The sequence below is a fragment of the Cryomorphaceae bacterium 1068 genome, from assembly GCA_027214385.1.
GTDB lineage: Bacteria > Bacteroidota > Bacteroidia > Flavobacteriales_D > Cryomorphaceae > JAKVAV01.
Window position 1 is genome coordinate 173,399 of record JAPVXR010000003.1, and the last position, 22,187, is coordinate 195,585.

The 22,187-nt window shown below is 42.6% G+C and carries 29 protein-coding genes; 19 read left to right on the forward strand and 10 right to left on the reverse strand.

The window, feature by feature from the left end; genetic code table 11:
* Positions 1–4 precede the first annotated feature (4 nt).
* Positions 5–1,057: a PorP/SprF family type IX secretion system membrane protein gene (locus O3Q51_05735; GenBank protein MCZ4408299.1), complete on the forward strand. Its 1,053-nt coding sequence runs from the start codon at positions 5–7 to the stop codon at positions 1,055–1,057.
* A 2-nt stretch (positions 1,058–1,059) separates the two neighbouring features.
* Here the strand turns inward: O3Q51_05735 and O3Q51_05740 are convergent, their stop codons facing one another.
* Entirely contained in the window at positions 1,060–1,575 is a 516-nt protein-coding gene (locus O3Q51_05740) for a DUF2892 domain-containing protein (protein ID MCZ4408300.1), read from the reverse strand.
* A gap of 154 nt (positions 1,576–1,729) precedes the next feature.
* On the opposite strand from O3Q51_05740, the gene O3Q51_05745 reads away from it, so the two are divergent.
* From O3Q51_05745 to O3Q51_05775, 7 genes are read left to right on the forward strand one after another with little or no spacing between them, the layout of a single operon-like run.
* A complete protein-coding gene (locus O3Q51_05745) occupies positions 1,730–2,488 on the forward strand; it encodes a DUF4252 domain-containing protein (GenBank protein ID MCZ4408301.1) in 759 nt (252 codons plus the stop codon).
* 24 nt (positions 2,489–2,512) lie between these two features.
* Positions 2,513–3,025: an RNA polymerase sigma factor gene (locus O3Q51_05750; protein MCZ4408302.1), complete on the forward strand. Its 513-nt coding sequence runs from the start codon at positions 2,513–2,515 to the stop codon at positions 3,023–3,025.
* A complete protein-coding gene (locus O3Q51_05755) occupies positions 3,018–3,581 on the forward strand; it encodes a hypothetical protein (protein ID MCZ4408303.1) in 564 nt (187 codons plus the stop codon). Before O3Q51_05750 ends, O3Q51_05755 begins: the two co-directional genes overlap by 8 nt.
* Positions 3,574–4,098, forward strand: a complete 525-nt coding sequence (locus O3Q51_05760) for a DUF4252 domain-containing protein (protein ID MCZ4408304.1) — start codon at positions 3,574–3,576, stop codon at positions 4,096–4,098. The genes O3Q51_05755 and O3Q51_05760 overlap by 8 nt, the downstream gene beginning before the upstream one ends.
* A 7-nt stretch (positions 4,099–4,105) precedes the next feature.
* Positions 4,106–4,681, forward strand: a complete 576-nt coding sequence (locus tag O3Q51_05765) for a DUF4252 domain-containing protein (protein MCZ4408305.1) — start codon at positions 4,106–4,108, stop codon at positions 4,679–4,681.
* A complete protein-coding gene (locus O3Q51_05770; GenBank protein ID MCZ4408306.1) occupies positions 4,678–5,580 on the forward strand; it encodes an ATP-binding cassette domain-containing protein in 903 nt (300 codons plus the stop codon). Before O3Q51_05765 ends, O3Q51_05770 begins: the two co-directional genes overlap by 4 nt.
* Positions 5,573–6,370 carry an ABC transporter permease gene (locus O3Q51_05775; GenBank protein ID MCZ4408307.1) on the forward strand — a complete coding sequence of 266 codons (798 nt, stop codon included), beginning with the start codon at positions 5,573–5,575 and terminating at the stop codon, positions 6,368–6,370. Before O3Q51_05770 ends, O3Q51_05775 begins: the two co-directional genes overlap by 8 nt.
* Here O3Q51_05775 and O3Q51_05780 read toward each other — a convergent pair.
* Positions 6,367–6,822 (reverse strand): DUF2452 domain-containing protein, encoded by a 456-nt coding sequence (locus tag O3Q51_05780; GenBank protein MCZ4408308.1) that lies wholly within the window; start codon positions 6,820–6,822, stop codon positions 6,367–6,369. The genes O3Q51_05775 and O3Q51_05780 overlap by 4 nt on opposite strands.
* Positions 6,822–7,391 carry a hypothetical protein gene (locus tag O3Q51_05785; protein ID MCZ4408309.1) on the reverse strand — a complete coding sequence of 190 codons (570 nt, stop codon included), beginning with the start codon at positions 7,389–7,391 and terminating at the stop codon, positions 6,822–6,824. Before O3Q51_05785 ends, O3Q51_05780 begins: the two co-directional genes overlap by 1 nt.
* A 354-nt stretch (positions 7,392–7,745) precedes the next feature.
* Between O3Q51_05785 and O3Q51_05790 the strand changes: the two genes are divergently transcribed.
* The 3 genes from O3Q51_05790 to O3Q51_05800 are packed head-to-tail and all read left to right on the forward strand — an operon-like array spanning position 7,746 to position 9,331.
* Positions 7,746–8,117, forward strand: coding sequence for a helix-turn-helix transcriptional regulator (locus tag O3Q51_05790; protein MCZ4408310.1), 372 nt, complete (start codon positions 7,746–7,748; stop codon positions 8,115–8,117).
* Positions 8,114–8,602, forward strand: coding sequence for an HAD family hydrolase (locus tag O3Q51_05795; protein ID MCZ4408311.1), 489 nt, complete (start codon positions 8,114–8,116; stop codon positions 8,600–8,602). The genes O3Q51_05790 and O3Q51_05795 overlap by 4 nt, the downstream gene beginning before the upstream one ends.
* 18 nt (positions 8,603–8,620) lie before the next feature.
* The gene (locus tag O3Q51_05800; protein MCZ4408312.1) at positions 8,621–9,331 is read left to right on the forward strand and encodes a hypothetical protein; all 711 of its coding nucleotides are present in this window, start codon (positions 8,621–8,623) and stop codon (positions 9,329–9,331) included.
* Here O3Q51_05800 and msrB read toward each other — a convergent pair.
* Entirely contained in the window at positions 9,318–9,800 is a 483-nt protein-coding gene (msrB, locus tag O3Q51_05805; protein MCZ4408313.1) for a peptide-methionine (R)-S-oxide reductase MsrB, read from the reverse strand. The two genes, O3Q51_05800 and msrB, sit on opposite strands and share 14 nt — an antisense overlap.
* A 412-nt stretch (positions 9,801–10,212) precedes the next feature.
* Between msrB and O3Q51_05810 the strand changes: the two genes are divergently transcribed.
* Together O3Q51_05810 and O3Q51_05815 are read left to right on the forward strand one after the other, a co-directional pair.
* Positions 10,213–11,907 (forward strand): T9SS type A sorting domain-containing protein, encoded by a 1,695-nt coding sequence (locus O3Q51_05810; protein MCZ4408314.1) that lies wholly within the window; start codon positions 10,213–10,215, stop codon positions 11,905–11,907.
* On the forward strand, positions 11,904–12,440 hold the full coding sequence (locus tag O3Q51_05815) for a hypothetical protein (protein MCZ4408315.1): 537 nt from the start codon (positions 11,904–11,906) through the stop codon (positions 12,438–12,440). The genes O3Q51_05810 and O3Q51_05815 overlap by 4 nt, the downstream gene beginning before the upstream one ends.
* Here O3Q51_05815 and smpB read toward each other — a convergent pair.
* Both smpB and O3Q51_05825 read right to left on the reverse strand, forming a co-directional pair.
* The gene (smpB, locus tag O3Q51_05820; protein MCZ4408316.1) at positions 12,437–12,895 is read right to left on the reverse strand and encodes an SsrA-binding protein SmpB; all 459 of its coding nucleotides are present in this window, start codon (positions 12,893–12,895) and stop codon (positions 12,437–12,439) included. The genes O3Q51_05815 and smpB overlap by 4 nt on opposite strands.
* 72 nt (positions 12,896–12,967) lie before the next feature.
* Complete coding sequence (locus O3Q51_05825; GenBank protein ID MCZ4408317.1) at positions 12,968–13,579, reverse strand: superoxide dismutase; 612 nt, start codon at positions 13,577–13,579, stop codon at positions 12,968–12,970.
* 223 nt (positions 13,580–13,802) lie between these two features.
* On the opposite strand from O3Q51_05825, the gene O3Q51_05830 reads away from it, so the two are divergent.
* On the forward strand, positions 13,803–14,846 hold the full coding sequence (locus O3Q51_05830) for a quinone-dependent dihydroorotate dehydrogenase (GenBank protein MCZ4408318.1): 1,044 nt from the start codon (positions 13,803–13,805) through the stop codon (positions 14,844–14,846).
* Entirely contained in the window at positions 14,830–15,681 is an 852-nt protein-coding gene (locus O3Q51_05835) for a hydroxymethylglutaryl-CoA lyase (protein ID MCZ4408319.1), read from the forward strand. Before O3Q51_05830 ends, O3Q51_05835 begins: the two co-directional genes overlap by 17 nt.
* 26 nt (positions 15,682–15,707) lie before the next feature.
* Here O3Q51_05835 and O3Q51_05840 read toward each other — a convergent pair whose 3' ends face one another.
* From O3Q51_05840 to O3Q51_05855, 4 genes are read right to left on the reverse strand one after another with little or no spacing between them, the layout of a single operon-like run.
* The gene (locus O3Q51_05840; protein ID MCZ4408320.1) at positions 15,708–16,979 is read right to left on the reverse strand and encodes a metallophosphoesterase; all 1,272 of its coding nucleotides are present in this window, start codon (positions 16,977–16,979) and stop codon (positions 15,708–15,710) included.
* 51 nt (positions 16,980–17,030) lie between these two features.
* Positions 17,031–17,915 carry a hypothetical protein gene (locus O3Q51_05845; protein MCZ4408321.1) on the reverse strand — a complete coding sequence of 295 codons (885 nt, stop codon included), beginning with the start codon at positions 17,913–17,915 and terminating at the stop codon, positions 17,031–17,033.
* Complete coding sequence (locus tag O3Q51_05850; protein ID MCZ4408322.1) at positions 17,915–18,475, reverse strand: sigma-70 family RNA polymerase sigma factor; 561 nt, start codon at positions 18,473–18,475, stop codon at positions 17,915–17,917. Before O3Q51_05850 ends, O3Q51_05845 begins: the two co-directional genes overlap by 1 nt.
* Before the next feature lie 3 nt (positions 18,476–18,478).
* Entirely contained in the window at positions 18,479–19,408 is a 930-nt protein-coding gene (locus O3Q51_05855) for a hypothetical protein (protein ID MCZ4408323.1), read from the reverse strand.
* A 146-nt stretch (positions 19,409–19,554) separates the two neighbouring features.
* On the opposite strand from O3Q51_05855, the gene O3Q51_05860 reads away from it, so the two are divergent.
* From O3Q51_05860 to corA, 4 genes are all read left to right on the forward strand, one after another.
* Positions 19,555–19,830, forward strand: coding sequence for a DUF493 family protein (locus O3Q51_05860; GenBank protein MCZ4408324.1), 276 nt, complete (start codon positions 19,555–19,557; stop codon positions 19,828–19,830).
* 4 nt (positions 19,831–19,834) lie between these two features.
* Positions 19,835–20,209 (forward strand): hypothetical protein, encoded by a 375-nt coding sequence (locus O3Q51_05865; protein ID MCZ4408325.1) that lies wholly within the window; start codon positions 19,835–19,837, stop codon positions 20,207–20,209.
* Between the two features lie 201 nt (positions 20,210–20,410).
* A complete protein-coding gene (locus tag O3Q51_05870; GenBank protein MCZ4408326.1) occupies positions 20,411–21,130 on the forward strand; it encodes a mechanosensitive ion channel family protein in 720 nt (239 codons plus the stop codon).
* On the forward strand, positions 21,123–22,187 hold the full coding sequence (corA, locus tag O3Q51_05875; GenBank protein ID MCZ4408327.1) for a magnesium/cobalt transporter CorA: 1,065 nt from the start codon (positions 21,123–21,125) through the stop codon (positions 22,185–22,187). The genes O3Q51_05870 and corA overlap by 8 nt, the downstream gene beginning before the upstream one ends.

Consider the following 22,187-nt stretch of genomic DNA (forward strand, 5'->3'; position numbering starts at 1 on the left):
GCTTATGAGAAAAACGGCTCTGACACTTGCTTTTTTCACCGCGCTTCTGACTTCGCAGGCTCAGCAGGACTTCCATTATTCACAGTTTTTTGCTTCGCCAATTACTTATAATCCAGCGAATACAGGAGCTTTCGAAGATGATATTCGTGGGACTTTGAACTATCGCAGCCAGTACGGCTCGGTGGCGGAGCCCTACAAAACCTTCGGTTTATCGGTAGATGCTCCGATAAAAATATCCAATGATGCCTACGACCAAAACTTTCTGGGTGTTGGTTTAACTGTGGTTAATGATAATGCAGGAACAATCGATTTCAACCAATTACATATTGCAGGTTCTGCAGCTTACGCGATAGATTTGGGTGGAACCGAGCAAAATCCTCATTACATCTCTTTGGGATTGCAGGTGGCCTTTATTCAGCGATCCATGAATTTTACTAATTCAACATGGGAAACGCAATGGACTGGTACTAATTTCAATCAATCTACATCCAGTGGTGAGGCTTATGTCGGAGACTTGACTGAATCGAATGTTTCGTTAGGTGGTGGAATCTCTTGGTTTAATGCTTTCAGTGACAATGCACGAATACTCGCAGGAGCAGCTGTCCTAAATGCCAATACGCCATCTATGGAATTATTAGGCCAACAAAATGATCTTCTTAGAAAGTACACCGGTCACGTGAGTTTGGCCGTCGCACCTGAAACTCAAAGCGTAATTTATTATCCAAATGTGTTCGTAATGTTTCAAGGTCCAAATCGAATTATCGATGTAGGTTCTGAAATTGAGTTTTCTCTTTGGGAGCGAACTGAGTTTACTGATCATAGAAATAACCTTTCTATGAATTTAGGTGCATATTACCGTGTGCAAGACGCCATTTATTTTATCGGTCGTGTTAATTACTATGACCTCTCTCTGGGTGTTAGCTATGACTTCACCGCCTCTCAATTATCAGAAAATAACAATGGACAAGGAGGAGTAGAGTTGGTGATCGGTTATCGAACCACCTTTAACGGGCCTGGCACCAATCGTCAGAAATTGATCAGAAGCAAAGGACTCTAATATTAGATTCGCTTCATTTGCGATTTGATCATTTTTACCTGATCGTCCAAGAGATTTCTGGTATCAAGCTTTTTAACCTCTGCCAGCAAGTTAATAGCTTCTCTCTTCTTTCTTTTCATTACAGCAATTCCAGCTAAGTTTAGCTTAGCAACAGCTTGATCTGTTTTCATTCTTAAACCAAGCGAAAGTGCTTTACGGAAATATCTTTCAGACTTAGTAGCCCCTCTGGATTGAGCTTCAATCATGCCCATGAGGTAGTAGTAATATGCTTCTTGAGAATTCATCAACTGATCGGGCTGCTTGATCTTAGCCAATGTCTTCTCAGCCTTATCAAATTTCCCTCGTCGAACATGGAGAAACGCTAGTAAGATCAGTTCGTGCCTGAAAAGGAAAAGAACTACCAATCCTGCCAGCAGTATGAAAAGAATTCCATTTCCGATATTGCCAATGGTAAATTGATAGATACTCCAGGCTAAGGCCAAGGCAATTAGAACGTATTTAATTATTTTATTGATCATACTTTCCTTTAATTAGTAAGCTAACAGACTCCGTTTGAGGCCTGCAAAGGTAGTTAGCTTTCATTGATTAACGAGGGAGAGGAATAAAAAAAGGATGTTTGTAACAAAGTCATTGATGAATCGTCTCTGTTTTGAAATCCAAAAACAAACTAACATGAAGAAGCAAATTTATACCCTCATTGGCTTGATTATGATGGCCTTTTCAACATCTGCTCAAACAGATGTAATTTCCTCTTACTTCTCAGAATACGAAGGAAGAGAAGACGTAACTGCGGTGATGCTTTCGGGTAAAGCTTTTGAATTGGTAGGTCAAATCGATGTAGAAGAGGAAGACCTGAAAGAATACAAAGAGATGGCTTCTCAGATCACAGGGCTCAGAGTAATTGTGGACGAAAATGACCCTTCGGCAATGCAAACGGCTAAAGAGGCCTTAAAAAGGCTACCGTCGAATTTTGAAGAATTAATCACGGTTAAGGAAAAAGATACTCGGTTCAAACTACTCATCGACGAAGAAGGAGGAGTAGTAAGAGAGTTAGTCGGTATAGTAGGTAGTGAGAATACTTTTGCCATTATGAGTCTTGTTGGAAATATGAAAATGAGCGATGTAGGGCAGATGACACAGCAACTGGCTAAGGCCAGCTCATCGGCTTTTTCAGGTTTGGAAGGCATGACATCGGATATTAAGGTATTTCCAAACCCGGTGAATAAAAATGGAGAACTGAACGTGAACTTCTCTGAAGATTTGACCTCATCTCAAGTTCGCATATTCAACTCTTCAGGAGTCGAAGTAAAAGCGTTCAAAGCTCAATCAGGCATGAATTCCATCAACGTTTCAGGACTTGAAAAAGGTGTTTATGTGATCAGAGCCGATAAAGGAGATAAAGAAGTTTCAGGAAAGTTCATCATTCAGTAGAACTGACCGAACCAAAGCTTACCGATGCAGAAAGGCGATTTTCAGAAAGATGTATTTGTCCACCGCAATAAAATGTATCGGTTTGCCTTGTCCTACCTTAAGAATGAAGAAGAAGCTAAGGATGTTGTACAAGAGGTTCTAATGAAGTTATGGGAGACTCGATCGGATCTGGAGAATGTAAATAATCTCGAAGCTTGGTGTATGACCCTGACCAGAAATAAATCACTTGATGCGTTAAAGAGGGCAGGAAGGAAACGAAATGAGAAGCTTGAGATTCATCACGAACCTGCACATGCTACCAATCATAGCCCATTGCAGGTGGTCACCGAAAAGGAGTCGATCGAAAATGTAAAGAAGATAACTGATGAACTACCTGAAAAACAAAAAACCGCATTCACATTGCGCGAAATACAAGGGTTTAGTTATTTGGAAATATGCGATATAATGGAAATAAGCATGAGTCAGGTTAAAGTGAGCATTTTTCGCGCACGAAACACCATAAAAGACGAATTAAAAAAACGCTATAGTTATGAGTGATTTTAGGCTAAAACAACTCGAAGAGAAATACTGGAAGGGCGAAACGTCTCTTGAAGAAGAGAGAGAACTGAAGTCGGCTGCTATTGAAGGTTGTGAAGATTTGTCGCCTGAATTCAGTGAGCTTATGGCCGCTATCAGCGATGAAGCCGATAAGTCAGATGTCCAACTTGATGATTCTTTCGAATCAGATTTTTGGGAAGCAGTTGAGGAAAAGAATGATCCGAAAATAGTTAGAGGGAGATTTACTCCTCTTGAATTTGTGCGATACGCAGCAGCCGCAGTCGTTCTTCTCTGCTTTAGTTTTGCCATTTGGTATGCTGTGGGAGATACCGATCAAGCCGCTGTAGTGGCCTCAGTCCAGCAAGAGGAGCAGTTTGAATCTCCTGAGAAAGCTTTCGAGGAGGCCAAGCAAGCCCTATCCTTTGCTTCATCCAAATTAAATAAGGCAAAAAAGCCTGTTCAGAATATTGAAAAGTTTCACCAAGCTACGCTAAGTGTAGCTGGTGTGAGTTACAACAAGACAGTAAAAGATTCAACAAATGAAAGCGATGAATAAAAAGCTAATTCTTTCCGTTGCGACGGTAGCCATGACCTTTTCAGTGATGGCTCAGGATGCTATAGATCGATACTTCTCGAAATACGCCGATGATCCTGAGTTTACATCCATTACGATAAGTAGCAAGATGTTCGGTCTTTTTTCGAATATTGAAACTGACGACCCTGATAATAAAGAGGTTCTTGATGCTATGAAAGATCTCACGGGGATAAGAATTATCTCAAGTGATGATTCTGAATCAAACGTTGATTATCAGGCGGCCATTAAGGTGATCGGTAAGGAATATGAAATGCTGATGAGCGTGGACGATAAGGACGAAAAGGTTCGATTTTTCGTGCGAGAAGAGTCAGGACAAATTGCCGAATTGTTTATGATTGTCGGAGGTAAAGGAAATCTCTTCTTAATGAGCATTTCGGGAATTATCGACTTGGAAAAAATTTCCAAGATTTCTAAGAACATGGATATCGGAGGTATGAACTACCTCGAGAGCTTAGATGAAGATAAGAAGACCAATTAGTATTTCTTTGTTTCTCATCTTGCTCATAGGAGCAAGTTGCACGCAAGTCAATCCTCCCAGCAAAACCCTGGATGAGTACGTAGAACGTCCGGAAGTAGATCAGGAAGTTGTCGGACTCTATTTCTATCCAACGACCGTGCGAATGCTGGATAAGTTCATTAGCAATGGAGAGGGGGGAATGCTGGAAGGAGTAAAGGAGGGAAGACTGTTCTATACAAATTCAGACTCGATCGACATTCTCCGGAGAGATATGAAAGAATTGAGATCGGGTCTTGAATCTGAAGGTTTCGAGCTCTTGGCAGAATTCAGATCCGGTGATACGAAATCCATCGCCTACATCAGAGATTTGTCAATCGATCGTTACGTGGTAATGATAGGAGGTGCTGATGTGACAACAATGCTCGTTGAGTTGAAAGGCGAGATTTCAATAGAAACTATTCAGGGACTTTCAGATTTGAATTCAAATAAAGTAATGTCTCTTTTGAACATCACTGATACTGACAAAGAGGAGATTGTGAATGAGTCAGAAGAGAAGGATGAATCTGATACCTTGAGCACTGAAACAATAAAAGTCGAGAATTGACATCTGTACTTAATATAACAGGCCTTACCAAAAAGTTTGGTCGTCTGACTGCTGTGGACAACTTGGAACTTAATGTTCCAAAAGGTTCTGTCTTCGGTATTCTCGGGCCAAACGGCAGCGGAAAATCAACTACCTTAGGAATGGTTCTAGGAGTTGTTAATCCCACGTCGGGCTCCTACGATTGGTTTGAAGGAGAGCAAGGACATCAGGTTCGTAAGAAAATCGGAGCAATTTTGGAAGCACCGTGCTTTTATCATTATCTCTCAGCTGCTGAAAATCTAAAGGTCGCCGCGGCCATCAAAGAAACATCGGAAAGCCGCATAAACGAAGTTCTCGATAGGGTAGGCCTCCTTTCCAGGAAAGACGATCCCTTCCGATCCTTCTCGCTTGGGATGAAACAGCGTTTGGCCATAGGTTCCGCATTACTTTCTGATCCTGAGGTAATGATTTTGGACGAACCGACGAATGGTTTGGATCCGCAGGGGATTGCTGAAATCCGTAATCTAATAATTGACTTAGCCAATGAAGGGCGAACCATCATTACCGCGAGCCATATGCTTTCTGAAGTACAGCGAATCTGCACCGATTTCGCAGTGCTCAAATCGGGTAAGAAGATATACCAAGGCAAAGTCAACGAACTCGACCAAGAGAAAGCCAGGTACGAAATATGGGCAGAGGATGAACCTGCTTTGACCGCAGCTCTAGTTAGTGGAGAGTTTATTTCGTCACATCGTAAAGAAGGTGATGCATTTGTCGTAATGCTTGATAATACTAAAAATGCGTCTGACCTCAACGCTTACCTCATAGAGAAAGGTGTCGTGCTGAATAGGCTCGTTCCACAAGCAAACTCACTCGAAAAAAGATTTTTGGAAATTCTAAAAGCAGAAGACCATGCTTAGGTTGGTAAGGATTGAATACCTCAAGTTGAAGTCGAACAAGGCTCTCTGGATACTTTTAGGACTCTACTTTGTTGCTATTTCAGCAACTGTAATAGGATTAGGAGCATTCTTGGATTATCTGACAAGAGAAGGATTGGATTTCAGAGGGATTAACCCTTCTCTTTTTCCCATCTATGACTGGGAAGATATTTGGCACAACTTGGCCTATATCGCTTACTATTTTTCGGTATTCCCTGCTTTTCTTTTAATCATCTCGATCTGCAATGAGTTTTCATTCAAAACTCATCGACAGAATATAATTGACGGGCTCTCTAGAACGGAGTTCTTCTTATCAAAGCTCAGTTTTGCCGCTTTTCTGGCCATTGCTTCAGCAATTGCCCTGTTTGTCTTGGGACTAATTTTAGGGGTCGCTCACTCAGAATCGGGTATGGAAGCCTTTGGGAATACCCTGATATTTATTCCAGGGCACGCTTTGGAACTATTCTTTACTTTCTTATTTGCTATGCTTCTTGCACTACTGATACGTCGGTCAGGAATCACAATTGTAGTTTTCCTTATCTATATTTTCATTGAGTGGATTGTCAGCATATACGTAGGTGAAAATCATCCGGCATTCAGGTTTCTCGTTCCTTTGGATACAATGTCCTCAATTGTAAGAGTGCCTTTCTCGAAGTACATTCTAATGGAGACACCTGATTTCATTTCATGGCAAGATGTCCTCAAAGCTAGTGCATGGGGCAGTGTGATTACTTTTTTGATCTTCTTGATTTTGAAGAAAAAAGACTTCTAGAGTTCTTCTCGCGTTACCTCCCAAGTACGATCGGCTAAGAGCCGAACGGAAGCAACGAAGTGCTTGAACGGCGGCTTTTTGCCCCATTCTTCAGGAGAAACCATGGAGAGCACAAATGCATCTTCTTCACGGGCGTACAGGTGATACTCTGAACCTACGATCGGATCAAAATTCATATCCGCCAGGTAAACAGCCTTCGACACCTCCACACGGTTTTTCAATTTCTCCGCTTGTTTCGCAAGAAGTGCAATTTGCTCTTGAATTTGCTGGAGCTGCATATTACTTTGCTCTTCCATGGCTTTCATCGAGCGACTCTTTATCACACCTTTTTCGGTAGGGGTGAAGGCAGGGCTACCTACATGATGCGGATAAGGAATCAATCCGGGATTTTCGGTGATCTTATCAGGGTCAATCGGATTGACGAAGTCTTTTTGGCTATTGTCTTGTGACATCAATTAAATGATAGTTTCTTCAGATGGGCAAAGGTAGTGTCAAATTTTGCAATGATAGGGCCTGTCAATCCGCGACTCTCGAGATATTCGCGATGAACTCTTAAGAGGCGATCATAGTCTTGACGACCAACCAACTTGGCTATGGCCATCGCCCTGAATCGGTGCAAGTAGCTGTGATTGTTCCACTTAGCTGCCTTGGTAGGGTGATCATTGTACAACCTATCAAGGTTAGCCAAGTGCTTGTAATGATTGAGGAAGTCAAATCCCTTGTGATCCATGAAATCAATGGCCATATCGCCTATCGTTGTCATATCATTCAATTCCTTAGACGGAAGAGAAGAGGCTAACCGAGAATCGAGCTGATTCCAATTCAAAAGGAGCGAGTAACTAGAATTTCGAAAATAATCTTCTAAACCGAAGGTATTGGTCAAAGTAAGTTCTATCAAATCATGTCTAAGACCAACGAAGAATTTGACATAAGCCATTTTTTCGTCTCCCGAAATGGTGGCTACAAATACGGAACTGCCAAAACGGGTTTGTCTCTCGTAAACGAGAGGTTGCTTCTCCATGTATTTCTTATGGTGGAAATAGGGGTGGAGATGTTGACTTAAAACTTCTTTTGCTTGCGCTAAATTCATTACCAACCACAACATCCGCTTATGTCAAATGTTCAGCGATACATATGTAACAAGTCTGAGCAGAGATTGATTACATATGTGTACGAAGTTGTTGATTTCATGCCTATTTTTGTGTGAAGTTGTAACAAGTTTTCGAAGGCTTTTGATCGGTTTTATATATTACTGATTACTAGACATTAATGTGCGTTCTATTTAAAATTATATTTAAACAAAATACTGTAATGGTGCCAAGAATGGTAAGGGGTCATTTGCGTTATGGGTAAAAAAAATGATACAGATGTACAAATGAATTTAGCTGATAGAATTAAGACAATAATCACGGTTAACAATTTAACCACTTCGTCATTTGCTGATAAGATTGGTGTCCAGCGGTCGGGCGTTTCTCACATTCTCAATGGTCGTAATCGACCATCGATGGACTTTCTTCTGAAAGTAGTTGAAGCCTTTCCGCGGGTAGATGCCGGCTGGCTGTTGACAGGGAAATCGCCGGAGAAACCCTCAACTCAAATGAGTCAAGCGCCAAAGGAGGGGGGGAAGCCATCAAATCCTGTTTTAGAAGCATTAAATTCCAATTCATCCAAAGAAAGATCCATCGAAAAGATTGTCATATTTTACTCAGACCATACCTTTGAGACTTACAATCCCAGTTCTCAATGAAAAAGGCCATTTTTTTAGACCGCGACGGAGTAATCAACCACGACCCGGGAGATTATACCACCTCAATTACTGAATTCACTATTCTACCAGATGTAATACCTACTCTAGTGAAATGGTCTGACCAAGGCTATGTCATCATTGTGATAACCAATCAAGGCGGAATTGCCAAGGAGCGCTATACCTTAGAGGATTTCTATGAGATAGATGAGTACATGCAAGCGAAATTTTTGGAGGCAGGTGTCGCATACCTGGATACTTATTTCTGCCCTCATCATGATGCTATTAGCCACTGTCTTTGCCGCAAGCCTCACTCGGGAATGATTGAAAAGGCCATTGCGAGATATGGTGTTAACCCTGATCAATCCTTGATGATCGGAGATAAATGGCGTGATCTTGAAGCTGCGGAAGGAGCTGGTGTCAAAGGGATTAAGATAGATGTCAATCAATCATTGCAAACGATAGATTTAACAAAGCTCTCAAACTAGCGTTGTACATTCACAGCAGTGCGATACCTCCTCTATAGCGAATTTCTTTTTCAATCCTCGTCCAAAGCTTTTGAGGCTTTCAAGAATATTGGCCGAGGCTCAGACCTTTTTTCAGCTCCAGGCCTTTTGCAAACAAAAATGATGGGGACGGGTAGTGGCAAAGGATTTAGCATTTGGCCCAATTTTAAGCGGTATGCGATCTTGTCTTTTTTCGAATCAGAGCAAAGCGCAAAGGACTTTTTGATCGAAAATCAGAAATACAATTGGTATTTGTCCAGTGCTGACCAGCACATGCAGGCTCTTTTGATTCCATTCAAGGGACATGGATCTTGGGCGGGGGAAGTGCCCTTCGATTATGACAACAGTGTACTCACTGATTCAGAGCCTCTGGCGGTCATTACAAGAGCTACCATTCGCACAAAGGCCTTGCCCGATTTCTGGAGAAACGTTCCGAAAGTTTCGTCATTCATGCATTCCGCACCTGCACTTCATCAAATTGGAATAGGTGAATACCCCATTTTCATGCAGGCAACGTTTAGCATATGGGAGAACCTGAAGAGCTTGAAAGAAACGGCCTACACAAATACTCCCCACGCAGAAGTAGTAAAGAAAACAAGGGAAAGAAATTGGTATAAGGAGGAGCTATTCGCTGAGTTCGCCATACGACGAATTTCTATGAAGGGAGAAAATTTTGAACAATTGATGAACTTAAATATCAGTCCTTTTTAAAGTCCAGACTTACCGAGTTAATGCAATAACGTAATCCCGTGGGTTTTGGCCCATCTTCGAAGACATGGCCCAAATGTCCTCCACACTGCCCACAAACAACCTCAGTTCGAACCATCCCGTAGCTTCGATCTGCAATCTCAACAACGTTTGTGTCTCCGACAAAGGTGTAAAAGCTTGGCCATCCGGTACCTGATTTAAATTTTGTCTTTGAATCAAAAAGTGGGAATGCACAGGCGGCGCAGATATAAGTTCCTTCTTCTTTGTTGTCCAATAAATCTCCCGTAAACGCTCGTTCTGTTCCTTTTTGACGAAGAACCTCATACTCTTGAGGAGTCAGCAGTTCCTTCCACTCTTCGTCCGTTTTGGATACTTCATAGTGTTCATGCTCAGATTCTGTAGTCTCTGCATTTTGGCTGCAAGCTGTAAGCGCAAAAAGGAGTGAGCTAATGATGATGAAATAGTGTTTCATTTTTTTGCTTTGAATTATTAACGCTTGAGAGGGGGCTTTTGGTTTTGTCATCAAGCATATTTGTTGTCAACCCGACAAGAATGATGATTTCACAATAGTTGGTTTTTCCTTGAATCACAACCGTAATCGCATCCTGAAAAGTGCTTTTCCCGATATCATGTGACAATTATCTTTCTATCATTTTATCTGGAGTTAGATGTCAGTTGAAATTATTGATTTGTAATACCAATGAGTCATCTGTCTTGTAAACACCTGTTAGTAAAGGAGTTTTGGTGATTACTGAATAGTACTGTTGGTATTTTTCTGATAACCCCATCACTAGGGGATTTCATATTACCCAAATTTGCACGAATTTTGTCAAACATTCTCTACTACTTAACGTAAGGTAAAATTCATTAGATCAACTTGTATCATGAAAAAATATTTACTCCTCGCAGTCTTTTTTACTTTTCTATTGAATTCTGGTTTTAGTCAAGATCCTTTGGTTTCCGTAGGGAGCCAGTCTGCAATTGGCAGTACCTTGATTGATAATGCAGTGCATACTGTTATCGACTCTGAAGGAAATCGAATCGTTTATGGGACTTTTAGTGAAGAGATTGACTTCGACCAGGGAGTTACGGAATTCATTGTTGAACCGCTTGGTTCTCCCGATATTTTTCTGGCCTCTTATAGCGCTGACGGAAGCTTAAATTGGGCTTTTAACCTTGGTCGTATAGGATTGAACGATGGTATGACGGCTCATGGGTTGGGAGTAGATTCTGAGAATAATGTGATCATATCAGGTGGTTTTTCGCTTACAGTAGATTTTGACCCTTCTACACTTACTAGCAACTTGACTGCAGTTCAAGGGCAGGATGGATTCGTTGCCAAATATGATCCTATGGCTCAGCTTGTTTGGGTAAAGCAGTTTGGTGGTACAGGTTCTGATTTGATTTCAGCTATGGCAATTGATGATCAGGACAACAAACTGATTGGTGTTCGATTTGGAGGTGAAATTGATCTTGATCCATCCGAAGAAGGTGAAAATTTGGTCACTCCTGTTGGTGGGCTGGACGCTGCAGTAGTAAAGTTGGATGCTGACGGAAATTTTGATTGGTCATACCTGGTTGCTCCGGATGTAAACAATGAAGCGGTATCAGCTTTGGCGGTCAATGCCAATGGCGATGTTGCTATGGGAGCATTGGTAAAAGGAGTCACAACGGGTATCCCTGTGCAAAGCATGCTCGCCGGGGTTCTTAACTCAGACGGGACGGAACAATGGTCTTATGATTTCCAAAATCAGGGTCAAGCAAACGCCATATCCCACATTTCCTTTTCTGAAGATGAAGCAAACATTTACTTGGGAGGTCGTATTCAGGAAGATACGGACTTTGACCCTTCAGTAAATGAAGAAATCATTTCCCCCCTTTTTGCAGACCCATTTATTTCAAAGCACTCTACGGCAGATGGAAGTCTGGCGTGGGCCAAATATGTTGAGTCAAGCTCTACGGCTGATCATTGCGCAGGAGTTCATGAGAACAACGGTGTAGTTTTTCTGGCAGGTTCATTTGATGTATTGGCAACGTTTGTTCCAGGCGATTTTGGTACGCAAATCCCATCGAACGGAGCATCTGACGTTTTTGTATCCGTTTATGAAGCTGAGTCCGGAGATTTTGTTGATGCTGAAACATTTGGTGGTGTTGGAGGAGAGCGAGCAAACGACGCTTTTTTTGCCGGAGCTGAAGGAATGGTAATCGTTGGTCAGTTTAGCTCATCTTTGGGTTTGGTAGAAGGAGAGGTGATAGATGCCGAGGGTTTTGAAGATGCCTTCTTTGCAGAGTTTTCATATGCCTTCGATTTGAGTGCGGGCATTGAATTAAGCGACAAGAACATTAATCTCTATCCCGTTCCTGCTATTGATCAGGTATTTGTTCAGCTAAAAGACATAACTGGTAATTCGGTGGAGATCAAGGTTATCAATATTATCGGCCAAACGATATTTGAAGGGGAATACAATGATCCAACCCAGAAGATCAAACTAGACATCAGTAATCTGAATCAAGGAGTTTACCTGGTTGAGATTAGAGTAAATGGTTCATCTATTACAAAACGCCTGATCAAACAATGACAGAGAGCGAAGCTCGAATGGTCTTGGGTGTGAAGACATCCGCAGATAAAGAAGACATTGTAGAAGCATATGAGGAAGCCGTTTTCGAACAGGCTTCCTTTTTTATGCGTCGGGTTTTCATTCCGAAGCTGGCGAAGGCCCGTATAGCGAGGCTAGAGAAGATTGATCTTGCCTCGAAATCACTTGGCCTAGATGTGAGGGAAAAGGATCATTCCATCCTCATTGACTTTAGCTCAGTCAAAGGTCATCAAGAAGTCTTGGAAGCATACAATCAAAGTGAAACTCAAATTAAGTTGGGTCTGGCAAATACTTCAAGCTCTGCTGAAGCTATAAATCTTTATGAGTCTTGGGTTCATTTGTTTAAAGCCTACACGGAAAGGTTTATTTCTTTTTGCGAGATACCCCAAAAGGATACTCTCGGCGTGAGGCTTACTGAGGCGCCTATTTTCGTGGAGTACAGAAATTCCTCTCAAGAGCAGAAGAAGCAATTGATTAGTATGGAGTGTGCTCGATTAATCAAGCTAAAAAACTAGACTTTCAGCGCTCGATCCATAGCGCGTTTGTCTTGTTTGTCTTTGAGGTCGTGCCGCTTATCGTGCTGTTTTTTACCTCTTGCCAAAGATATCTTCACCTTGGCATATCCCGAACCTGCAATAAAAACTTTCAGCGGTACAATGGTCAACCCTTTGTTTTTCATCGCCTTTTCCAGTTTTTCAATTTCTTTCTTGTTCAGTAAGAGTTTTCTATCGCGAGTAGGGGATATCGGATTGTTGTAGCTCGCCGGTTCGTAAGGAGAAATGTGCATGGACTTGATCCATAGCTCATGCTTCCGCAGAAAACAGTAGGCTTCAGAAATACTGGCTTTACCCGCACGAACGCTTTTTATTTCGGGACCCGTGAGTTGAATTCCTGCATCGTACTTGTCGATAAGCTCGTACTCGTAGCTCGCTTTTTTATTTTTAATGTTTACTTCTTTGGGTGAAGCCATGCTGCAAATTTAAGCCAAATAAAAAAGCCGCCCTCCCAATAGAGAGGACGACTTTTCGTTTGCGGTATTTTATTATCCTTTGAGTGCTTCGTAGTTTTCGGCTACTTGCTTCCAGTTGATTACATTCCAAAAAGCTGAAATATAGTCAGGTCGTCTGTTTTGGTAATTCAGGTAATAGGCGTGCTCCCAAACGTCAAGTCCGAGAATAGGCGTACCCTTCTTGTCCGTTACAGGCATCAAGTTGTTGTCTTGATTTGGAGTGTGCGTCACGTGAAGCTTTCCGTCTTCACCAAAGATTACCCATGCCCAGCCGGAACCAAACTGCGTGGCAGCAGCATTGTTAAAAGACTCTTTAAGTTTATCCATTCCACCGAGGTCAGTGTCTATTGCACTGGCCAATGATCCTGTCGGATTTCCTCCGCCATCAGGGCTCATAACTTTCCAGAAAAGGGAATGGTTATAAAATCCCCCTCCGTTATTTCTGATTCCCGCACCTAGCTTGTCGGCATGGGCCAATAATTCCTCAATGGTTTTGTTTGCGTGTTCAGTACCTTCAATAGCTGCATTCAATTTTGAAGTATATCCGGCATGGTGTTTATCGTGGTGGATTTCCATAGTGCGTGCATCAATGTGCGGTTCGAGTGCATCAAAAGCGTATGGTAAATCAGGTAATTGAAATGACATGTGTTGTATTTTTTTAGGTTTGTAATTGAACAGTCAAAAGTAGAATTAGTTCCTGGAAAGACCTCATTTTTCGGATAGAGTGTGCTTATTGAGCGATAGACTCAATTCCATGGATTGACTATCAAAGCATGAATTGCATTGAATTTTGACTAAGAGTAATTAGAATGAAATCAGATAGCTCTCTGAAGTTGAATATGAGAATTTACAGCGTACTTTTGCCGCGATGTACAAATCTATTCTTCGAAAGACTCTTTTTAAACTGAGTGCCGAGCAGGCGCACAATTTTTCATTCGGATTTCTGAAAGTCATCTTTCAATTGCCGATGGTGAAAAGCCTGTTTTACGGGGCTTTCAATGTCAATCACCCATCGCTGGAGCGCGAAGTGTTCGGAATTAAATTCAAAAACCCTGTGGGGCTGGCAGCTGGTTTCGACAAGAATGCCAAGCTCTTCAATGAGTTTTCTTTCATGGGATTCGGTTTTGTGGAAATCGGTACGGTTACCCCAAAACCTCAGGCAGGAAATCCAAAACCAAGGCTCTTCCGATTGCCGGAAGATCAAGGATTGATCAATCGAATGGGCTTCAACAATGATGGGGTAAAAAAGATTGTCCGTCGACTTAAAACCCGCTACAGCACTGTGATCATTGGCGGTAATATAGGGAAGAACAAAGTCACTCCAAACGAAAATGCTTTAGACGATTACCTGTTCCTCCTCAATGAATTGTATGATGTGGTAGATTACTTTACGGTAAATGTCTCCTCACCAAATACGCCTGGCTTGAGGGAGCTCCAAGAAAAGGAGCCACTCACCAAGCTTTTAAGAGCGCTCAAAGAAGAAGCTGCTGCAAAGCCTGTCAATAAGCCCATCTTGCTCAAGATTGCTCCCGATCTTACCGATTCGCAACTCGACGATATTGTTGAGATTGTATCCGAAACCAAAGTAGATGGAATCATCGCTACCAACACAACTATCGACCGATCTGGATTGAAAACATCCGAAATGGAAGTAGAAGAAATCGGAGCTGGCGGACTGAGCGGTAAACCCTTAACCAATCGTTCTACCGAAGTAATTCGCTACATTCACCAAAAGTCAAATGGTTCCATTCCAATCGTTGGCGTCGGGGGGATTCACACCGCCGAAGACGCGCTTGAGAAGCTTGCAGCCGGAGCTTCATTGGTGCAGCTCTACACTGGCTTTGTTTACGAAGGTCCCGGGCTGGTGAAAAAAATCAACCAAAAAATTATCGAAGATGCTCGAACTCATTGAATGTCCGCGTGATGCGATGCAGGGCATCAAGGAATTTATTCCGACTCATAAGAAGATTGAATACATCAATCTGCTGATTGAGGCGGGTTTTCATACCATCGATTTTGGCTCATTCGTGAGTCCCAAGGCGATACCCCAAATGGCAGATACGGCCGAGGTGCTGAAAGGGCTAAAGCTCAACGATAAAACAAAACTCTTGGCCATCATCGCCAATAAGCGAGGAGCACAGGACGCTTCTCAATTTGACGAGATTACCTATTTAGGTTACCCGTTCTCTGTCTCTGAAGAGTTTCAGAAGAGAAATACTAATGCGACGCTAGAGGAGTCTGTGGCCAGAGTTGGAGAGATCAAGGCCATTGCTGATAGGGCCAATAAAGAAATGGTGGTTTACTTATCCATGGCCTTTGGAAACCCTTATGGTGAAGAGTGGAACCCTGATAATGTGATCAGATGGGCGGAGCGCCTTCACCGCGAATTCGGAATTGAAATTTTAGCCTTGAGCGATACCATCGGGACTTCTAGTCGAGGGAGCATTGATCGCTTGTTTAATGCCTTGATCCCTGAGTTGCCCGACGTTAATTTCGGAGCTCATTTACACACTACTCCTGAAACTTGGCGCGAGAAAGTCGATGCTGCCTATCAGGCAGGTTGCCGTCGATTTGACGGGGCTTTAAAAGGCTACGGCGGATGCCCGATGGCTAAAGATGACTTAACCGGAAATATGCCGATGGAGAAGATGCTGAGTTATTTTGATGAAAGAGAAGTAACAACGGGGGTAAATCAAGCGAAGGTCGATCAGGCTCTTCTCGCGGCAGCTGATGTGTTTCCTCTTTAGATCATTGAGCGGATTTAAAAAGACACTTAGCTTAGCTCAATCAGCGTAATCTCAGGAGGCATTCCCACTCTTCCGGGGAAACCGATGTAACCGAAGCCGCGGTTCACATACAGGTGCTGCTTTCCTTCGGTGTAGAGTCCGCCCCAACGCGGATATCGGTACTTTACAGGACTCCATTTGATCCAGCCTGGGATTTCTACACCAAACTGCATTCCATGAGTATGTCCTGCCAGTGCCAAGTCAATCTTCGTCTTGTTCATCACCTCGGCATCCCAATGAGACGGGTCATGAGACATTAAGATTTGAAAACGATCGGGGTTCGTGCCGTCCATCGCTTTGGAGAGATCGCCGTATTTACTAAAACCACCAAGGCCCCAATTTTCCATCCCGATAATTTCGATAGCTTCTCCTTCAGCAGAACGAAACTCCGTCCATTCATTGGTTAACAGTTTAAACCCCATTTTTCCGTGATAGTCCGCGAGCTTTTCGAGGTTGGCTTTCTTGGCTGCATCGCTTTCCCACTGAACATAGTCACCGTAATCGTGGTTTCCAAAGACGCTAAACTTTCCGTGTTTGGCTTTAAGTCCGCCCAGCACTTCTTCCCAACCCGCTACTTCATCGGCGTAGTTATTCACCATATCACCGGTGAAAAGGATGAGATCGGGCTCCAGAGCGTTTACCATGTCGACTCCGTGCTGCACGGCATCGTAATTATTGAAGAAGCTACCTATGTGGATGTCTGAGATGTGTACAATCTTAAATCCTCGGAACGACTCAGGGAGGTGATCGAAAGAGAGACTTACCTTTTCGGTGCGAAAGCGATAGCGGCCTCGACCGATACCGTAGAGAATGCTGAAAAATGGAATAGCAGCTGCTACCCATCCGATGCGCGTAATAAATTGCCATCTGCTGATTCCTGAAGTGGAGGATATGGCTGTTTCAGTCGGTTCGAAGGTTCGCACGAAATAAGCCGTAATACGTCGGAAAATATGGATAATATCGTCAGTGAGATGGAAAATAGCGGCCACCATCTTAGGGATGAAAATCAACATCAATACGCCAAAACCCATGAAGAACAGGTAGTAGTCCATTTTGGCTTGAGCTTCCCTGTAGGTTAAAATGGCATAGATCAATATGCCATAGGCTGTTACTGAGGAAACCCAATAGGCCATTTGAGCGCTATTTCTCCAGACGGCTTTCGTCCAGCCTGATGAAATTAGCCTTAGCGACTTAAAGGCGTATAGATCAATTACCAATAGAATGGCAATGAAGAAGATCAGAGGTAAGTAGTTTTTCATGGTCTAAGTTCGAGAGTATTAACTCGGATCTTTTCGGATTGTTTCGCAAAGTTAATAGGCCACATAAGCTTTTTTATCAGAGCCACCAATACTTTCTAGTGTAATGCCTTCGAAAGAGGTGTCCTGATCGGTCAAACCATGAGTCATACTGGTTTTTGCCGAGCGAGCAGCTACAACGTTCATATTCGGAGTGGCATAATCTTGGTTCCTAACGATGGAAGAGTCCACTATCTTGGAGTCCTTTGAAATTTCAGGGAGAGGCGGCTCATGGGTTGTTTTCTTTGACGCACCATCTTGAGCTAAGGTCGGCATGGGTTGTTTATCTTCTTCAGGAGCACTATAATTTTCAGCTGATTCATTAGGAAAATCCATCTCGATCTCCTCCTCGGTGTCTTCTAGTTCAATGTCATCAATTTTGACAACTATCATTTCATCAGATACTTCAGATGATTCAGTTGAAGTAATGGTTGGTGCTTCTGGTGTTTCTGTTTGAGGTTCAATTTTCTCTTCTGGTTCTTCATTTTCAATTACAATATCATCTGCCTTTTTGGTTTCATGCTGACTTTCTTTTTTCTGTTCTGTGCTGTCCTTCCTCTCCGCGTTTTCGGCAATGGGCTCTCTCTCCAAATTTCCCGAAGGCCAGAATACAAACGCGCCAACAACCAGAATGGCCACAGCTGCCGCGTACTTCCACCATATTATTCCGCGCTTCTCGTCTTTCTCGTCAAACGCGGCCATCACGGATGCCTTTATCTCTGCAGGAGGAATGAGATCATCCGAAAGTGCTTTTTCTGCGGCCAAATTGGCCTCCCGCATTTTCTCATAAAGTTCTGCTGAACCTAAAGAGCCAAGAACCAATGCCCTCTCTTCTTCAGTGAGTTCCGCGAAGGACTTCGAGCTAATCAGGTCGTATATCTTTTCTTCGTTTTCGTTCATCACTTCGGATTAAATGAAACCAATTGGGTGGAAAGTTTTTTGAGAGTGTAGAACAGCTTCGATTTTACCGTTCCCTCGGCAACCCCTGTAGTTTCCGCGATTTCTTTGATGCTTAGTTGGTGCTTAAACCGCAAAATAAAAATGCTTTTCCGTTCAGCGTCAAACTTTTCCAATTCCTCAGACAATGCGGTTTTGAATGCCTTGCGATCGATGTTTTCCATCTTCTGCGGCTCAGCCATTTCAGACTCTATTTTCAATTCGGTATTTGCCCTTTTTTTCACTTCTTCACTTCGGTAAATGTTCTTGCACATGTTATTGGCAATGCTGAAGACCCATGTTTTAAAAGCTCGTCTTCCATCGTATTGATGGCCTTTTTCTACAAGCTTCATAAAGAGCTCTTGAGTTTGGTCTTTGGCTCGTTCTTCGTCTTGATAGAGCATCTTTAAAAAGTAATTGTACAGCCTGCCGGCGTAGCGATCATAAATCCCTTCGAAGGCACGACGATCTCCTTTCGCCGCACGAATCATTAAATCTTCATCCGTCAGTTCGCCGTTGCTCATAGGCTACATGCCTTCTTTATCGATGTATTTTTTCAGTTGTTCTGCTTCTGTTATTATTCCCGCTTCCGCCAATGCCTTTTGCAAGTAGCCATAGCTGCTAACCAAGCCTTGGTCGGCAGGAGTTTGAGATACTGAGCCTTGTAAAATCCGAATGGCGGTTTGTTTCATCAGATTACTACCGGCAGGGCTCTCGAAAGCAAATCCGATACCGACCACTTTGAGTCTCGCTGAAAAAGGAGAGATTACGTTTTTCTCCAAAGTAGGGGCGAACCACAATCTCCCGAAAGCAGAAGCCTCTTCTGACAATCCGCATTTTTGAACGAATTTGTTTGCCACCATCATATCGGGACTAATGTTCTTGATCTGTTGAGCATAACGTACGGCTAGCAGATCTTGCATTCCGTTGGTCATAATAGATTCAAGCCCATCGGAGCTCTTAACGGCCAATTCTCCCCACGTCTTTAATACATCTGAAAACATTCCTTCTCGGAGCATGGCGTCGATGTACGTTTTTTCCATTTTTGTCTCCTCAAGCGCAAAGGCCGCCATGAACTGATAGGGTAGAAGTACCTTGATTTCAGCGGGGTGAGAAATCAGGTTCTGTAAATTCTCCTTTATACAACCCGATTCGAGAAATTGAACCAAGGCATTGGCTTCATGATCCGGATACTTTGATTCAATCAGGTCTTTGATTTCTTTTTGAAGATCTGATAATTCGGGAAAGTAATGTGAAGGTTTCTTTGCCCTAATCCTCTTGTATTCAGCATGAAAAACAAGGAGCAATTCGCCTGCAGTCATATCTTCCAGATTATCTGAGACTTCTTTGTCAATCATCGGGTACTCCTTAAAGCGCTCCAATTCAAAAGGAATGGCGGCGTTTTGGCCTACAGCCAACGATGAAATAAATAAAAGCGCTAACAATACTGACTTCATGGTTTTTAATTTACTGTACACGCAAAAGTCCAATGCGTTCAAAATGAGTTTTCGAAGTTAAGAAAGTCAGGTATTAGTTTGATTAATGCCGAAATCAGTAAAGAGATAAACAATACTCTGAAATCTCATCGTTACCTTTGCCGTCAATGGACAATTCAAAACTCGTAAAGCTTAAAATTGCACTCGATCAAGTCCACGACTGGCCGAGCATGTATCTTTTTAAATTCATCGTTCCCAGTGACAACCAGAGAGTGGCTCAAGTAGAAGCCCTGTTTAATGCTGAAACGGCCGAGATTAGATTGAGGCAATCCAAAAATGGGAACTACACCAGCGTGACAGCTCGTGAGGTGATGACAAGCGCCGAAGAGGTGATCAATTGCTACAAGAAGGCCTACAATATTGAGGGCTTAATAGCTCTATAGAATTATGGAGACACTTCAACGATTTTTACTCGTATCCGCCATTGTGCTGTTCGTAATCGTTTTCTACAAATGGCTAATGAAGTACCTCAGAAGAAAGGACATCAATGATCCTTTTCCGTATGTATTTCCCCTTGAACACGAAGTTTTATCAGGAGAGGAGTTGCTAAAGTTCGATATGCCCTATGCCTCTCAGGTGAGAGCTGAAGTGTACAGCGAATCTGATGAACGACTTCTCATAGCGTTTGATCAGGAAATTCAGCAAGGCATCCATATCATGGCTTTTGATGTTTCATCGTTACCATCGGGTTCATACGAGCTTAAAGTCACCTTTCCGAATCAAACGGTTCGCAGACCGATTAGAGTCTCTAATGTCAATTAAATCGTGGAGATCTCATAGTTTCTTTCGGCTACCATTCCTTTTGTTAACTTATTCGCCAAAACTGTATTTATGCTCGATTTGATTGGTGTTAAATTCGCCGATTACGCCCTGTTTATCTTTATAGTACTGCTCGTTTCGTTTCTAGTCCACAGGATTTTACGGGCAATATTATCACGTTACTTAAACGAATCGTCGAGGCAAATGAGAAACGACCCAACCCACTACGTTTTTCTGAAAAATGCCTTGCGTTTTCTGATTGTTTTAACGGCTCTCATCGTCATTTTATATACTATTCCTGAGTTGAAAGAGTTGGGCTTGTCGCTCTTTGCAGGAGCTGGAATAGTCGCTGCCATTATCGGTTTTGCTTCGCAAGCCGCTTTTTCAAATATTGTATCAGGTGTCTTCTTGGTGGTGTTCAAACCTTTTCGGGTAGGCGATGTGGTCACGGTAAAAAATGACATGTTGGGCATCGTAGAAGACATTACATTGAGGCACACCATAATTAAAGACTTTGAGAACAAACGATATGTCATTCCAAATTCCATGATCGACTCGGAAGTAATTCACAATTCGGCCATCATGGAAGAGGAAATCGGCAACTTCCTTTACATCCACGCCAATTTTGATGCAGACTTAGATCAGGTAATCCGGTTGATCAGGGAGGAGGCAGAGAAACACCCTGTTCTGACTGATCCAAGAACTGATGAGCAGAAAAAAGCGGGAGAACCAAAAATTGATGTGCGCGTGCTAGGCTGGCGAGATTATTACTTCGAATTAAGGGCACAGGTTTGGAGCAAAGATCACATTAGTGGATTCGAGTTAAAAACTGATCTTTACAAGTCGATATCCGAACGCTTTCGCAGAGAAGGCATTGAAATCCCTGTTCCTGCGCAGAACATCAAGTTGAAAAACAATGGCTAGATTCCTTAAACACGAAGCAAAGAAGATAGGCACAGCGCCCGGTTCTCTGATTTTCGTGGGAAATAAAAGGTCTGATGTAGTATCAATCCATGCTATTCGCTACAATGCGGAGAGTTACGAGTCATTTCCTGATGCAAAGCTCGAGGAAATAGGTGGTATAGTGCAGGAGGGTAGTTTAACTTGGATTGACGTTTTCGGTCTTCACGATCCCGACGTGATTCAAGCCTTTGGAGATAAATTCAACATGCATCCGCTCCTTCAGGAGGATGTGCTCAACACTGAGCAACGCCCCAAATATGAGGAGTATTCGGAGCACAACACCTTCATTTTAAAGATGCTATCGGTTGATCGTGATCACTCGGCAGTGCTCACCGAGCAGGTCTCCATCGTCGCCGGAAAAAATTACCTCCTTTGCTTTCAAGAGGTAAAAGGTGATGTATTCGAAAGCATTCGGCAGAGAATTCTAAATCAAACCACGAAAATCAGGGAGCGAGATAGTGACTACCTCGCTTTTGCCATGCTCGATGCCATTGTGGATAACTACATTGTTAGTATTGAGTACTTTGGTAATGAGATTGAAAACTTAGAGGCCGAAATGCTGGTAAGGATAGAACCTGAAATACTACCGAGGATAAATACATATAAGAGAGAAATCAGCTCCCTTCGTCGAATCGTCAGGCCTGTTTTAGAGATTGTTTTTCAATACGAAAAGAGCGAGTCACCTCATCTCGACTCTAAGACGATTCCTTTTATAAAAGACTTACAAGACCACGTGGTTCAAGCCACTGAAGCCATTGAGATTTATAAGGAATTGCTCAATGACGAACTCTCGTTCTACCATACCTCTATGAGCAATCGATTGAACGATACCATGCGCGTTCTCACCGTTTTCTCGGTTATTTTTATCCCGCTGAGTTTTTTGTCAGGCGTTTATGGCACCAACTTTAAGTACTTTCCCGAGCTGGAATATAAATATTCCTATCCGATTTTTTGGACTTTACTCATTTCAATAGCATGTCTCATGCTTTATTTCTTTTACCGTAAAAAATGGCTTTAA